This is a genomic window from Sorangium sp. So ce693 (assembly GCF_051521375.1).
Classification (GTDB): domain Bacteria; phylum Myxococcota_A; class Polyangia; order Polyangiales; family Polyangiaceae; genus Sorangium; species Sorangium atrum.
Genome location: NZ_CP150347.1, coordinates 12,028,242 through 12,043,109, shown reverse-complemented (window position 1 = coordinate 12,043,109; position 14,868 = coordinate 12,028,242). Strand labels below are relative to the sequence as shown.

The 14,868-nt window shown below is 73.4% G+C and carries 13 protein-coding genes; 12 read left to right on the top strand and 1 reads right to left on the bottom strand.

All coding sequences use genetic code 11. The features are described 5' to 3' along the window. The first annotated feature begins 312 nt into the window (after positions 1-312). From WMF14_RS44925 to WMF14_RS44870, 12 genes are all read left to right on the top strand, one after another. On the top strand, positions 313-1,173 hold the full coding sequence (locus WMF14_RS44925; RefSeq protein WP_437796649.1) for a hypothetical protein: 861 nt from the start codon (positions 313-315) through the stop codon (positions 1,171-1,173). Positions 1,174-1,434: 261 nt separating this feature from the next. Next, positions 1,435-1,932: a DUF2505 domain-containing protein gene (locus WMF14_RS44920; RefSeq protein ID WP_012240946.1), complete on the top strand. Its 498-nt coding sequence runs from the start codon at positions 1,435-1,437 to the stop codon at positions 1,930-1,932. Next, positions 1,929-4,637, top strand: a complete 2,709-nt coding sequence (gene sppA, locus WMF14_RS44915; protein WP_437796647.1) for a signal peptide peptidase SppA — start codon at positions 1,929-1,931, stop codon at positions 4,635-4,637. Before WMF14_RS44920 ends, sppA begins: the two co-directional genes overlap by 4 nt. A 4-nt stretch (positions 4,638-4,641) precedes the next feature. Further along, positions 4,642-5,640, top strand: a complete 999-nt coding sequence (locus tag WMF14_RS44910) for an ABC transporter ATP-binding protein (RefSeq protein WP_437796645.1) — start codon at positions 4,642-4,644, stop codon at positions 5,638-5,640. A 30-nt stretch (positions 5,641-5,670) separates the two neighbouring features. Next, positions 5,671-6,324, top strand: coding sequence for a hypothetical protein (locus tag WMF14_RS44905; protein WP_437326019.1), 654 nt, complete (start codon positions 5,671-5,673; stop codon positions 6,322-6,324). Beyond that, on the top strand, positions 6,317-7,480 hold the full coding sequence (proB, locus tag WMF14_RS44900) for a glutamate 5-kinase (RefSeq protein ID WP_437326018.1): 1,164 nt from the start codon (positions 6,317-6,319) through the stop codon (positions 7,478-7,480). The genes WMF14_RS44905 and proB overlap by 8 nt, the downstream gene beginning before the upstream one ends. Positions 7,481-7,686: 206 nt before the next feature. After that, positions 7,687-8,223: a hypothetical protein gene (locus tag WMF14_RS44895; protein ID WP_437796644.1), complete on the top strand. Its 537-nt coding sequence runs from the start codon at positions 7,687-7,689 to the stop codon at positions 8,221-8,223. Positions 8,224-8,567: 344 nt separating this feature from the next. Continuing rightward, positions 8,568-9,374: a trypsin-like serine peptidase gene (locus tag WMF14_RS44890; protein WP_437796642.1), complete on the top strand. Its 807-nt coding sequence runs from the start codon at positions 8,568-8,570 to the stop codon at positions 9,372-9,374. Positions 9,375-9,446: 72 nt separating this feature from the next. Then, on the top strand, positions 9,447-10,085 hold the full coding sequence (gene lepB, locus WMF14_RS44885; protein WP_437796640.1) for a signal peptidase I: 639 nt from the start codon (positions 9,447-9,449) through the stop codon (positions 10,083-10,085). Positions 10,086-10,310: 225 nt separating this feature from the next. Continuing rightward, positions 10,311-11,369, top strand: coding sequence for an FHA domain-containing protein (locus WMF14_RS44880; protein ID WP_437796638.1), 1,059 nt, complete (start codon positions 10,311-10,313; stop codon positions 11,367-11,369). Positions 11,370-11,400: 31 nt separating this feature from the next. Beyond that, entirely contained in the window at positions 11,401-13,212 is a 1,812-nt protein-coding gene (locus WMF14_RS44875; RefSeq protein WP_437796636.1) for a DUF2169 family type VI secretion system accessory protein, read from the top strand. Positions 13,213-13,239: 27 nt separating this feature from the next. Continuing rightward, entirely contained in the window at positions 13,240-13,791 is a 552-nt protein-coding gene (locus WMF14_RS44870) for a DUF3540 domain-containing protein (RefSeq protein WP_437796634.1), read from the top strand. A 23-nt stretch (positions 13,792-13,814) separates the two neighbouring features. Here the strand turns inward: WMF14_RS44870 and WMF14_RS44865 are convergent, their stop codons facing one another. Continuing rightward, positions 13,815-14,852, bottom strand: a complete 1,038-nt coding sequence (locus WMF14_RS44865; protein ID WP_437796633.1) for a hypothetical protein — start codon at positions 14,850-14,852, stop codon at positions 13,815-13,817. Between the last annotated feature and the right edge of the window lie 16 nt (positions 14,853-14,868).

The window sequence follows — 14,868 nt, the reverse complement described above, 5'->3', positions numbered from 1 at the left end:
AGTGTGTGAGTCCGGCCCGCAGGTTGATGGCGCTGAGGTCGAGTCCTGGCGCCAAGCTCCGCCTGGTTGCCGACGCAAGGTATGTGGAATTCACGGCCACCTATGTCCCGCATGCCCCCTCCTTGTCAACACCCGCTCGATTACAATCGATTACAGCGCGCCCCTCTCCTCTCCTCGCCGGCCGCATCTCCCTCCGTGTCGCGCGAACGGTCTGGCGCAGCAGCATTCAGGCGCCTCAGAGCACTGAACGTCCTTGACAGCCACTCTCGATAAGCAACCATCCTCCGGCTACTCTCAACCAGGAGGGAACTCATGCCCCCGACACGCGCCGTCAAGAACACGCCTGAATCCACGTCTCCCAACGCCAGGTCGTCCAGCAGGACACCGATCACGAAGTCGAAGCGTCCGGCTGCACAGCCCCACGATCCGACCAGCGATGAAGCGCTCCTCGCGCTGGACTCGGCCTACGCATCTGCCCCCGACATGCCAACGGGCGTCGAGGAGCGCGAGCTCACCGCCCTGGCGCGCCTCGCGCACGCGCAACAAGCGCGTCTGTCGAGGATCGGTGTCACCTCCGACAAGGTGGATCTCCTCGCGCGCTTCGCGCGGCGCCTCGGCGCGCTCGAGAAGGCGTGGCAGAGAGCGCGCGGCGCCGTGTCGCTGACGTCCGCGCAGCGCAGGCTCCGGGACGAGGCCGAGGCGCTCGACGCGAAGCTCGTGGCCGGCGGCCGGTGGGGCTGCCGCAACGACGAGGCCGCGCAGGCGGAGCTCTCGCGCATCGCCGACGGCTCAGGCCTGTTGGACACCATCCAGGACCTGCGCGATCTCGTCGATTTCTGGTCCGAGCACGAGGGCACGCTCGGCGTGACCGATATCACGACGAAGGATCTCGCGCGGGCCAAGGCGCTCGCCGATGCGCTCGAAGACGCCGCCGCCAACGAGGCCTCGGACGCGAGCGCCGCGCACGCGCTGGATCTGCGCAACCGTTGCTTCTGGGCCGCCGACGAGCTCGCCAAGGAGATCCGCGAAGGCGGCCGCTACGCCTTTCGCGACCAGCCCAAGATCGCGGCCAGGTTCGTGTCGCGCCACCGGACGACCCTGAGCCGGCGCTCCCGTCTGAAGGCCAAGAAGGCGAAGGTGGAAACCGCCCTGGAGCAAACAGCGCCGATCTGAGGCGCCTCCGCGCCCATCCCGATCGCTCCCGCGCCCGTCCCGATCGCTCCCGCGCCCGTCCCGATCGCTCCCGCGCCCGTCCCGATCGCTCCCGCGCCCATCCCGATCGCTCCCGCGCCCATCCCGATCGCTCCCGCGCCCGATCCTCTCGCCAGGCGGCCCGCAGCCGCCATGGCATCGGGCGCCCCACACCGTTGTGTCCTCATCCGCCCCGTTCCGACCTGCCCGCGACCGGCCTCCGCCGCGTGATAGAAGGGCCGCGTGCACTTCACCATCTCGCACGAGCTCGACGCGCCCCTCGACGCCGTGGAGCTCGCCGTGCTCTCGCCGGACCTCGGGCCTCGGCTCGCCACGCGGGTCGCCTCCCTCGAGAGCGTCGTGACCGTCGAGCACGCGCTCCGCGACGGCGAGCTCCTCCGCGTCCTGCGCTTCCAGGCGAGCGCGCCGCTGCCGATCTTCCGGAGCTACCCCGTCGCGAAGGACGCCATGTCCTGGGAGGAGCGCTCGACCTACCGCCTCTCGGACCACGCCTCCACGTGGCAGGTCAGCCCGAAGGAGCAGTGGCGCAGCTACTTCCGCTCGGCGGGGACATACCGGCTCGAGCGCCTGCCCCAGGGCCGCACCCGCCGCCGCGTCGATGGCGACATCCAGATCCGGCTGCACCTGCTCGGCCCGCTCGTCGAGCGCCTCGCGCTCGCCGAGGTCCAGCGGACGTACGACGCGGAAGCGGATACGCTCCGGGAGCTCATCCGCGCATGAACAACCTACCCCGCCCCCAAAGCCTCGCCCGCTCCTCGCGCCCCGCCCGGCTGGGGCGGCTCGCCAGCATCACTCGCCCCGCCAGCGCCGCTCGCGCCGCCAGCGCCGCGCGCCCCGCCAGCGTCACCGCCGCGCTGCTCGGGCTGTGCGCGGGCCTCTGCGCGCTCGCCGGCGCCACGGCCGCGCACGCCGCGCCGGCCGACGGCCCCTCGCAGCCGCTCCCCGATCCTGGCAAGCCCGTCGCCAGCAGCGACGACACCTCGGCCATCGCGGTGAACCCCGCGAACCTCTCCTTCCTCCCGGGCACCGAGCTCCGGTGGACCTGGGTCCACACGGGCTCCGCCTCGCCGCTGCCCGCGCGCGGCCACTCGATCGCGCTCGGCGTGCCGCTCTGGTACGTGTCGACCGGCCTGCGGCTCGACTTCCTCGACCCGCCGGACGGCGCGCCGTCGCCGTTCGACAGCCCGTCGCGCTGGGTCCGCTGGGGGCTCGCCCTCGACACCGGCCCCACCTTCGCCTTCGGCACGACGCTCGGCTGGGGCAGCTCCGACGCGCCGGCGCTCGACGGGTACTTCTCGCTCACGAGCGGCGTCACGCTCCGGCCCTCCACCTGGCTCTCGCTCTCGGCCGTCGCGCGCGACTGGAACCGCCCCGAGAACCGCCTCCGCGAGGCCATCGAGCGCAGCTACGACTTCGGCGTCGCCGTGCGGCCCGCGGGCGGCAGGCGCGCGCTCGAGATCGGGCTCGAGACCTCCTACGTCGAGAACAGCGACCCCGACGAGAGCGGCACCTGGACGCCCCGGGCGACCCTCGGCCTGCGCGTTCCCTACGTGGGCACGCTCCGGGGCGACGTGACGCTGCGCGACCTCACGGCCGACGGCGGCCCGAAGATCGCCGCCATGGCGGGCCTCGACGTCAACGTCGACGAGCTGCAGGTCTCCGCCGGCGGCGTCTTCGGCAACGCCATCACGAAGAGCGGCACCGGCTTCTACGCCGGCGTCGCGCTCCGCAGCTTCTCCGAGCGGGGCGTCCAGCTGCCGGCCCGCGTCGTCCGCGTCCGCCTCGACTCGACCCCGGGCGTGCGCAGGCACACGCGGCTCCTCCAGCAGCTCTGGCGCCTCGCCGAGGACCCGGAGGTCTCCGGCGTCGCCCTCGTGCTCCGCGCGGAGCCGGCCAGCTCGCTCGCCCACGCCGAGGAGGTCTCCGACGCGATCCGCAACCTGAGGAGCCACGGCAAGAAGGTCCTCTGCCACCTCGAGGACGCCGGCGGGCGCTCGCTCCACGTGTGCTCGAGCGCCGACGTCATCGCGATGAACCCCGCGGGCGGGCTGCGCTTCGCGGGCATGTCGTCGAGCTACTTCTACTTCGGCGGCCTCCTGAAGAAGCTCGGCGTGCAGGCCGACATCGTCCGCATCGGCGCGCACAAGCTCGCCGCCGAGCAGTTCGCGCGCGAGACGAGCACCCGGGTCGGCAAGGACGACCACCAGGCGCTGCTCGATCAGCTCAACGACGCCTTCCTCGCCGAGGTGAGCGCCGGGCGCAGCATCCCCGCCCCGGAGCTCGAGCGGCGGATCGCGCGCGGGCCGTTCCTCGCCCAGGAGGCGCGCCAGAGCGGCCTCGTCGACATGCTCGCCTACGACGACGAGCTCGGCCGCGTCATCGACGAGGTGATGGGGCGCGCCTCCCGCGTCGTCGACGACGACCCGAGCGACGAGGCGCCCGAGCGCTGGGGCCGCTCGCCCAAGGTCGCGCTCGTCTACCTCGACGGCGACATGATCGACGGCGAGAGCCGGTCGATCCCGTTCGTCGGCGTCAAGCTCGCCGGCTCGTACACCGTCGCGGGCGCGCTGCGCCGCGCGCGCGAGGACCGCAGCGTCCGCGCCGTCGTGCTCCGCGTCGAGACCGGCGGGGGCTCGACGCTCGCGGCGGACGTCATCCTGCGCGAGGCGATCCTCACGGCGCGCGTGAAGCCGCTCATCGTCTCGATGGGCTCGTCGGCCGCGAGCGGCGGCTACTACGCGTCCGTCGCCGGCGCCCCGATCTTCGCGAGCCGCTCCTCGATCACCGGATCCATCGGCGTCTTCTACGGGAAGGTCGACGTCACGGGGCTCCTGGAGAAGCTCGGCGTCAGCATCGAGACGTTCCGCTCGTCGCCCCGCGCCGACGCCGAGTCGCTCTACAGGCCGTACACCGACGACGAGCGCGAGCAGCTCGGCGTCAAGGTGAAGCAGTTCTACGACAGGTTCGTCGCCCGCATCGTCGAGAACCGGCACATGAAGGCCGAGGAGGTCGACGCGCTCGGGCGCGGGCAGGTGTGGACCGGCGCCCAGGCCCTCGAGCGCCGGCTCATCGATCGCCTCGGCGGGCTCCGGCAGGCGATCGACGAGGCGCGCCGGCTGGGCCAGCTGCCCGACGACGCGCCCGTCCTGTCGCTCCCCGAGGAGGACACGTCGCTCCTCGGCTACGCCCTCAGCCTGGTCGGCTTCTCCGCGCAGGCCCAGGGCGAGCTGGCGAGGGCGAGCATCCCGCCCGTGATGCTCGACGCCGCGCGCGCGCTCACGCCGTTCTTCGTGTTCGGCGCGGACAGGCCGCTCGCGCGCAGCGAGTTCGCCGGAGAGATCTCGTTCGGCGCGCCCGGCACGGCCCGCGAGGACGAGCCCCGAGGATCCGCGCCGCCCGCGTCGCCTGCGTCGAAGGAACGCTGAGCCGATGGAGCAGATCGAGCCCGCGTCGCAGAGGACCGCCGAGCCCGCGGAGCAGGCCGGGCCCGCCGCGCCGCCGCTGCTCCACGCCCGCGCGGCGCGCATCGCGGTGGACGACGTCGTCGCCATCGACGCGCTCACCGCGGCGACGCGCGGCGATCGCGTGCTCTGCGCCGGCGACGCCGGCGCGCTCTTCGCGGCGATCACGGGCGTCCCGTTCTCGGCCCTCCGGAGGCCGGCGCAGGCCGGCGCGGTGGACGACGCGGGCGACGCGGCGCCCGGCGAGGCGCGCGTCGTCGCCGGGCGCCTCGAGGTCGCGGGGCGCGACGTGGCGCGCACCGCGCACCGCGCGGCGAGCGGGGCGGCGCCGCTCGATCCGCCGCTGCCGCTCGCGTGGACCGCGGACGCCTACGTCGGCTGGGGCGCGCGCCTCGCGGGCGCCTCGCCGCGCGAGGCGGCCGACATGGTGGCCCCCGCCCTGGCCCGCGTCGGCCTCTGGGCCTCGCGGAAGCGCGCGCTGAGCGCGCTCGCGCTGCCCGAGCGCCGCGCGCTCGTCCTCGCCCAGGCGATCGTGACCGCGCCCGCCGTGGTGATCGCCGAGGATCCGCTCGTCGGCCTCGACGGCGCCGCGGCCGCCTTCGTCCTGGCCGCGCTCGCGGGCGCCACCGAGGGCCGGGGCGCGCTGCTCACGGCGGCGCGGCTCGACGTCGAGGGCCCGCGGGGCGCCCTGGTCCGCGGCGCCACCGACGTGCTCGTGCTCGCGGGCGGCGAGCTCGCCTTCTCGGGCACGTTCGCGGAGATCGCCGCCGGGAGCCACCTCTACGCCCTCACCGTCCGCACCAACGCGGAGCTCCTCCGCGAGGAGCTCGCCGCCCGGGGGATCGCGCTGCGGGGCGGGCCGGTGCGCTTCGCCGCCGCGCTGCCCGAGGGCGCGACCACCCGCGACGTCGTCCTCGCCGCGACGCGCTGCCGCGCCGCGATCGTCGAGCTCACCCCCCTCTTCTGACCTGCCGGCCGCCGTAGTACCGTGCGCCCGATGTCATCCGAACCCGCCGCGAACAAGCCGACCGCCGCTCAGGTCACCCCGGGCGGCCCGCCTCCCGGAGGTCGACTCGCCGTGCTCACCGCCTTCGCGGTGGGCGCCTCGTGGATCCCGGTCCCGGTGCTCCCCGCGCGCATGCTGCTGCGCATCCGCGGGGCCATCGTGCAGGACACCGTCGCCCGCCACGGCCTCAGCCTCACCACCGACGCGCGCGCGCTCCTCGTCGAGCCCGGCTCGGAGCAGACCCCGCTCCGCAAGGCCGCGCAGCTCGTCACGAAGGAGGTCCTCCGGCGGCTCAACCCGGCCCTGGCCCTCGCGGCGGCCGCGCGCGGCCTGGAGGTCTACGCGCTCGGCCACCTCCTGGACCGCTACATCACGCGCTTCCGCCGGAGCACCGCCGTGCGCGTCCACGCCGAGGAGGCGCGCTGGGTCCGCGACGCCGTCGATCGCGCCGTGCGCCGCGCGCTGTCCCCCTCCCTCCAGGCGAGCTTCACCGTCCTGCCGAGCGGCACCGAGGACCTGCGCGACGAGTTCACGCGCTGGATCGACGCCTTCCTGCTCGCGGGCGCCTCCGTCCCGGAGTACATCGAGCGCCGCCTCGACGCGGCGTTCGACGAGATCGCCGCCGCCGGCCTCCCCAATGACTGACACCGAGGACCGCACCGCCACGAAGGGCGGCGCCGCGGGCCGCCCCGCGGCCGACGCCGCGCCGGAGCTGGATCCGCAGGCCGCGCGCGCCGCGCTCCGGCGCTGCCGCCGCATCATCGTCAAGATCGGCTCGAAGAGCCTCTCCGGCGACGCCTGGGACCGGCTCGCCGCCGAGGTGGCCGCGCTCCGCGGCCGCTCCGGCCGGAGCCTCGTCATCGTGTCGAGCGGCGCCATCGCCCTCGGCGTGGCGAAGCTCGGGCTGAAGTCGCGCCCGAAGGACATGGCCTGGCTCCAGGCCGCCGCCGCCGCGGGCCAGAGCGTGCTGATGCAGCGCTACGAGGAGGCCTTCGGCAAGGTCGGCCTGCTCGTCGCGCAGGTGCTCCTCACGCACGCCGACCTCGCGGACCGCACGCGCACGAACAACGCGAGGAACGCCCTGGCCGCGCTGCTCGAGGCGGGCGCCATCCCGATCATCAACGAGAACGACGCGGTCGCGGTCGAGGAGATCAAGTTCGGCGACAACGACCAGCTCGCGGCGATGGTGACCCCGCTCTGCGAGGCCGATCTGCTCATCCTGCTCTCGGACGTCGAGGGCCTGCTCGACGGCGACGGGCGACGGGTGCCGTTCGTGCGCAGCGTCGCCCGCGAGGCGCGGCACCTCGCGGGCGCGTCGACCTCCGGCGTCGGCACCGGCGGCATGGCCAGCAAGGTGGAGGCCGCCCGGCGCGCCACGCTCGCGGGCTCGCACGTGGTCATCGGCGCCGCCCGCGAGGCGGGCATCATCACGCGCATCGTCTCGGGCGAGGACGTCGGCACCCTCTTCGCCGCCGTCCCGCAACGGCTCAGCGCGCGCAAGCACTGGATCGCGTACACGCTGCGCCCGCGCGGCGCCATCCTCGTCGACCGGGGCGCCGCCGAGGCGATCGGCTCGAAGAACCGGAGCATCCTCGCCGTCGGCGTCCTCGGCGTGCGCGGCACCTTCCTCCCCGGCGACGCCGTGGCCGTCGTCGACCCGGACGGCACCGAGATCGCGCGCGGGCTCGCGCGGATGTCCGCGAGCGACGCCGCGCGCACCGCGAGGAAGAAGCGCGAGGAGGCCGGTGATGACGACGTCGTCGTCCACCGCGACGACCTGGTCGTGCTCCCGAGCGAGTAGCCCCGCGGCCCCCGGCCGGGTGGGGGGGGTACGTAGGTGCGCCAGCCACCCGGCCGACCACGATGGCGCGCCGCTCGCGCTTCGCGGGAACCTTCGCGCCGCCCCGCTGTCGCTTGGGTTTACCGCATGTTACCGCACGCGACTGCCCGTCACCGCCGGCCGCCGCCGACGGCCGGGGGTCCCTGCCGGTTCCTGGAGGTCGGGTGATGCGCATCGGGTTGTTCGTCGCGAACGGCTTGGTTCTCGCGGGGGTCGCCTGGACGATCGGGCTCGGGCCGAGCGTCCGGGCGTCGGAGCTCCTTCCGTCGCGCGCCGCGGCGGGGGCCGACGAGCTCGCGGCGCTCGAGGCCCGCTACGCCGAGGGCAGGACGCCGGCCAGCGTCACCGCGCTCGCCGCGGCCTACCTGGAGCGCGATCAGCCCGGGCTCGCCTCCTCGGCCCTCGACGCGGCGCCCGGCGAGGTGCGCGCGCTCCCGGAGGCGGCGCACCTCTCGGCGCGGGCGCTCGTCCACCGAGGCCGCGTCCGGGACGCCCTCGCCGCGGCCGAGCAGGCGTCGGCGGCCTGCGCGGGCGGCGCCTGCCCGGCGTGGCTCGCGGCGAAGTCCGAGCACCAGCGCGCCTTCCTCGAGCAGCTCGTCGCCGCGGGCGTCGAGGATCCGCAACTCGACGCGGCCGCCGCCCGCGCCGCGCTCGACGCCTACTCGCGCAGCGCGAGCCAGGTGCGCCTCGTCGCGGTGCGCTAGCGCGGCGCGGGGAACATCGACGCACGCGCGAACGTAAGCGCAGGCGTAAATGTACAAGGCAACTACAACAAGGCGGCTACAAGGCGGCTCGACGACGGGACGCCCGATGCGATCGGCGATCGTCGAGGCCGTATCCAAGCTTGGAAACCCTGTCGTTGTCGAATGACGGTCACCGCCTTATGTCGTAGTCTTTGGCATTGCTCGGCGCGTTCGTACCGGGGGCGCTGTCCGAGAGAACAACCGGTTGCGCTTGGGAGGGTCTCCCTCAGGTGGAACAGCCGCAAGCTCGCACGCTGGGCGCCCTTGCGACCGCAAGGTCAGGGTTGTACCGACGCGGCGCCGCCGTGGCGATCGCGCTCGCCCTCACCGTCGCCGCGGGCTGTGCGCGGCCGATCACCAACGCGGGGCTGCCGATCCCCGCGGCGAAGCCGGGCATGGAGCAGCGCCCGCTCGAGCTCCGACCTCCGTTCGAGCTGGCGACGAACGAGGACGCGATCGTCCGGATCGTCACCGACGTGACGTGCACGGGGACGCTCATCACGGAGGACCTGGTGCTCACCGCGCACCACTGCGTCGCGGCGCGGGACGACAACGGCAGGACGCTGCGCCGCGATCAGGATCCCGAGGCGATCTCGATCGAGCTCGGGGGCGACCACCTGCCGTGGGGCGACGTGACGGTCCGCGCGGTGGTGTCGCCGGACTGCGGGTACACGTCGGGCGAGGGCGACATCGCCATCCTCGTGCTGTCGCGGCGCCTCGTCGGGATCCCGACCCTGCCGCCGCGCATCGAGGGGGAGCCGGTGTCCAGGGAGCAGGTGACGCCCTACGGCTTCGGCCGCTGCGCGCTCTCGCGCGACCCGATCCACCTCGCGCCGCGGCTGGGCGGCACGATCGACGCCGTGAACCCGGGGCAGTTCGTCGCGATCGCCTCGATCTGCCCCGGCGACTCGGGGGGGCCGGCGCGCAGCGATCGAGGCGGCGACGTCGTCGGCGTCATCTCGTCGAGCGTGATGGACGGTGACGAGCACACCACCGGGACCTCGTATTTCAGCCGCCTCGACGTGTGGCCCGAGCTGTTCTCCGCCGCCCGCGAGATCGCGGCGGGCGCGAGCCCGAGCGAGCTTCCGCCGTACCGGGGGTGCCTGCGTTGACGGCGCCGCGGCGCCTTCAAGCTGCGCTTGCCCGACGCCCGCGGCCGGAGCTGCGCTAGGCTGCGCCGCTGCATGCGGAAGCTGTTCAACGGGCTGCTCTGGATCCTGGGAACCCTGCTGCTCCTCGGCGTCGTGCTCCGCGCGCTCGTCCTCGACGTATGGAAGGTGCCGAACGACCCGATGCTCGGCGCCTCGCTCGCGCCGAGCCTCGCCCCGGGCGACGTGGTCGTCGTGCTGACGCGGGGCACGCCCGGCTTCGGCGAGCTGGTGCGGTGCCCGGATCCCGAGGCCCCTGGCAGCCACATCGTCGGCAGGATCGCGGGCTTGCCGGGCGACAAGGTCGACGTCGACCACACCGTCCTCCTCGTGAACGGGCAGAGCTACGACCCCGAGACGGCGTGCGCCGAGCCCAAGGTGAGCATCACCGACCCGGCCACGGGCAACGCGGTGCAGCTCTCGTGCGACATGGTGATGATGGGCCCCGGCCTCCACGCCCGGGCGACCGGGCGCAGGCCCCCGCTCGAGCGCCGCCACCGCGTCGAGGTGCGGCCCGACACGGTCTTCCTGCTGAGCGACAACCGGAGCTACCACGACGACTCGCGCGACTACGGCCTGCAGCCGCGCGCCGCGTGCAACCAGCGGATCGTCTTCCGGCTCTGGGGCGGCGCCGGCTGGAGCGACGACCGGCGCCGCTTCACCTTCGTGCGCTGAGCAGGGCCGGCCGTCGACCTGGCCGGCGCACCTCGAGCTTGACCCCTCCGCTGATCGACGTCTAGAACCGTGTCTCTCTCCACCCGGGTCGGGGATCGAGCGCCAGCAGCGGCCCGGGTTCCCGTCCTGGCTCGCTTCATCGGTCGGAGGTCCGCCACGGCGGCCTTCCACTGGCGCGGGTCGGAGAACCGCGATCCGCGGTCCTCCAATGCACCGAGGAGACGTTTGCACACCGAGCAGAACGAGATTGGCATCGTCTGTGGCCAGTGCGACCTGTGGAGCCCGATGGGCACCGCGCGTTGCCCTGAGTGCGCGAACGACTTGGCCCTGTTCACGCTGCGCCGGGCGAGCTCGACGACCACGCCGGCCCGGCGCTCCCCGACGCCCGCGGCCGGCAGCGCGGGCGCCCGGCTCGACCCGACGAGCGCGCGCGGTCAGGGCCGGGGCCCCAAGACCACCTCGTCCAAGAGCGATTTCGCCGAACTCTCCCAGGAGGAGCTGATGGAGCAAGCCCGTAACTACGTCTGCCGTTCCTGCTCGAGCGGTGTCCCCTCGGGCCACAAGTTCTGTGGGAGGTGCGGAACGGCGGTCCCGCCCGAGATCCTCAACGCGCAGACGCTGTTCTTCGGGGACATGCAGAACCCGGCGAAGGCGAAGCTGATCCTCATCCGCGGCGAGGGCATGGACGGCCTCTCGTTCCACCTCAAGGCGGAGCAGCACATCGTCGGCCGCAACGGGCAGCTCGTCTTCCCGGACGACCCGTTCGTCTCGCCGAAGCACGCGAACTTCTTCTACCGCGACGGCAAGCTGGTGGTGCGCGACGAGGGCTCGCTGAACGGCGTGTACATCCGCGTGCGCGGCACGATCGACATCACGCCGGGCGACACGTTCCTCGCGGGCGAGCAGCTCTTCCGGCTCGATCCGACGCCGCGCGCCTCCGACGGCCAGGATCCGGACGGGACCTTCTTCTACTCCTCGCCGAAGCACCCGAGCCCGTTCCGCCTCACGCAGGTGCTCCAGGGCGGCGCGGTCGGCATGACCGTCTGCGCGCGCGGCACCTCGCTGCAGATCGGGCGCGAGGGCGGCGACCTGAACTTCCCCGTCGACCTGTACATGTCGGGCTCGCACTGCCGCCTCGAGGAGCACAACGGCAAGTTCACGCTGACCGATCTCAACAGCCGCAACGGCACCTACGTGCGCATCAAGAGCGAGCGCGAGCTCGCCCACGGCGACTACCTCTTCATCGGCCGCAAGCTCCTGCGCGTCGAGCTCAACACGAACTGACGCTGGCCCGCGGGCGCGGGTGCCTTCGCCCATGACCACAGCTCGCTGGCCCCTCGAGGTCTTCCGCGCCGGACCAGTCGCCGCGGGCGCGACGCTGTGGCGCAGCCGCGGCCAGCTCCATGTGACCCTCGTCGCCAAGGCCACGTTCGCGATGGTCCCCGGCGGCGAGGCGCGGCGGATCGAGCCGCTGGAGCTGGTCCGGAGCGAGGTCTACGCGCGGGGCAACCCGATGAAGCCGCTGCTCGCGGCGAGCGAGCTCGCGCCGTGGCTGGGGCGCGCCGAGGTGGTGCTCACCGGGCATGCGTGGGCGCCGGGCGGGGCGCCGGTCCGGGCGATGGCGGTGCGGCTCGCGATCCTGCGCGCGGGGGCGGCGCTCGTGGACAAGGGCCTCGAGGTCGTGGGCGATCGGTCCGGCGGCGCGGCGGCGGGCGCGCAGCCCGAGCCGTTCGTGAAGATGCCGATCGAGTACCAGCGTGCGTATGGCGGCCCGGGGGAGCCGGAGAACCCGCTCGGCGTCGGCGCCGGCGAGGGCGGCGGCGCGCTGCCCAACCTGCTGCCGCCGGGCGGGGGGCGCGCGCCGGTCGGCCTCGGGCCGATCCCGCCGATCGTGCCGAGCCGGACGCGGCTGCTGCGCGGGCTCGCGCGCGCCGAGCTGGAGGGGATCGCGTCGATCCCGGACGACTTCGACTGGTCGTACTTCCAGGCCGCGCCTGCGGATCAGCGGTTCGATCGGGTGCTCGGCGGCGAGGAGATCGTGCTGGAGGGCGTGAGCCAGCATCACCCGACGCTGGCGACGCGCCTGCCGGCGCTGCGGGCGCTCGCGACGATCCTCCTGCCGAACGGCGCGGCGCGGTGGCTGCCGCTCGTGGGCGACACGCTGATCGTGCAGCCCGACGCCGAGCGCTGCGCGGTGGTCTTCCGCGGGAGCTTCCAGGTGGCCTCGGAGGAGGTGCTCCCGGCGCTGCGCGCCGCGGTGGGCGTGGAGGTGGGGGACGAGCCCGTGCCGTGGCCGGACCTCAGCGAGGCGCCTGCGGGCGCGCCGAGCGCGGCGGGCGCGGCCGCGGGGGAGAGCGCGAAGCGGACGGACTGGAGCTCCACGGTGCGGCTCGGCGAGGACGACGTCGTGGATGCGCCGGTGAGCGTCGCGGGCGTCGCGGCCGGGCGAGAGCCGGCGCGCGAGGGCGCACACCCGCTCGAGGGGACGTTCCCGCTCGATGACACGTTGCCTCCGGCGGGGGGCGTGGCGAGGCCGCGCGAGGCGCGCACCGTGCCCCTGCCGCCCGTGAGGGTCCGAGGCCCGGGCCAGGACGACGCGGTGAGCGCGCCGTTTCCGATCGCGCCCGCCGGGGCGCGTGGCGAGCGGGAGGGCGGCGAGCGCCCGAGCGCGCCGTGGGCGGCGGGCGGCGCGGCGGCGGTCCCGGCGATCGCGTCGCCGCTGGAGGGCACGATCGAGCTGAGCGAGCCGGAGGCCGCGCCTGCGCCTGCGCAGACGGCACCATCGCCCGCGCAAGAGGTCACGCCTGCGCCGACGCCCGTGGAGATCGCAACGCCTGCGCCTGCGCCAACGCAGGCCGCCGCGTCTGCATCTGCGCCAACGCAGGCCGCTGCGCCTGCGCCCACGCAGGCCGCTGCGCCTGCACCTGCGCCCACGCAGGCCGCCGCACCTGCGCCGGTCGCCACGCCCGCGCCGGCGCGCGCCTCCGAGCCGTTGCCCGCGCCGGCGCGCGATCCGCAGGTCGAGCGTTCGCCCGAGCCGCGCGCGCCGGCCCCGGCGCCGTCCGCGCCGAAGCGAGAGCAGCCCACTCTCCTTGGCAGCCTGTACAAGCGCTTCCGCAAGGACTGAGCCGGAGCGAGGATGGAGGGACCAACCATGTCGGAGGGAGCCGTGGTTCGGGAGCGCGCCACGTCCGCGCGCGCCGAGGAGTACCTGGGACCGGCGCACGTGCTGGAAGCCCGCGGGCAGGCGGTGATGGTCGAGCTGCCGGACGGTGAGAGCGCAGAGGCGACGATGGCGCTGGCGCTCCCGTATGCGCCGGCGGTGGGCGACGTGCTCCTCGTGATCGGCCGGGGCGCGCGCTTCTATGTCATCGGCGTCCTGCACGGGACCGGCAAGGTGACGCTGGAGCTCCAGGGCGACGTCGACGTCCGGGCTGCGGGCGGGGCGCTGCGGCTCTCCGGGGATCGGGGGGTGGAGCTCCGGGGGCCTGAGGTGGACCTGCACGGCGACAAGGTGCGGGTGTTCGCCGGGACGCTGGTGCAGAAGGCGGCGACGCTCGTCCAGCGCGTGACCGACCTGTTCAGCCTGCACGCGCGGGAGAGCCACACGGTGGTGGACGGGTCGGCGACGACGAAGGCGAAGAGCGCGACGGTGCTGACCGAGGAGACGATGACGATCAACGGGAAGGAAATCCACCTCGGCTGATGCGCGGGCTCGACCACGGTCCGTTACGACATGAGCCTTCGTATCTTACCATCTGGATCGAACAGTTCGACGATATCCTTGTGCCCGAGCTCGAGCGCGCGCTCTACGATGTCGCAACGCATCCCCGGCTCGATCTCGGATGCGGGGTCGGATTGTGCGAACAGCGCGAGCAGCTCCGTCCTCGCCGCCTCCACGTCGGCATCTCTCTTCGCAGTATAGCGCTTGATCATATAGTCCTTGAGCTCGCGATCCGGCAGGACGATCATCGGGGGGTTGCCGCCGCCTACGGTGATATGGCTGTTTCGGTCCACGTCGTAGAAACGCGTACTGATCTGACAGAGCACCTGGCTCAGGACCTCCGGCTCGTCAGCGAACGCTTGTCGGAGCGCCGTCTCGACGATGGCCAGCGAGCTCTCCTGCTCATCCGTGCAGAACAGCACGATCTCGGATCCGCTGTCGGCGAACGAAGGATTGTCGAGCTGGAATCGGATCATGTTGGCATAATCCCAGATGTCCTGCGCGAAGAGCGCCGGTTTGCTCGTCGCGTCTGCATGGAGGAGCAAGGCTTCCCCGGTCGTCGGAGAGTACATCGCGAGCGCCGTGCATGTAGAGAGGTTCATGGTGTACATGAGATCTCTGCCGAGATGAGCCGGCTTATTCTGGTCCACATATCGGCCCAGCCGGCGCACCGTGCCGATGTTCATGGATCTCGCAACCCGGTCCGACCTATCGAAGTTTCGCGCAGGTATCGGCGGCAGCTCATCCCGATAATATCGCCGCGTCGCAGCATCGTCGAGCCCCGCCCGCGCCCTGAGCGTCCCGGCGGGGCGCTGGAACCGCTCCACCACCGGGGGAGTCTGCATCACAGGAGGGCCCCGGCGCTCGCCGGTGGAGCTCGTCACGGAATGCGACGACGAGGAGATGCTGCTGTTCGTGGTAGTCGCCGCTCTACCGCCCCTCCCCACCGGCCTGTGGAGGGGTCGTGACGTATCGCTGGGGCTCTCCTGGGCATTGCCTCTGTTTTTTTTCTTGGGCTTCGGCTGGAGTTGATTCTTCTTCACCGTGGGCTCCGCGCGT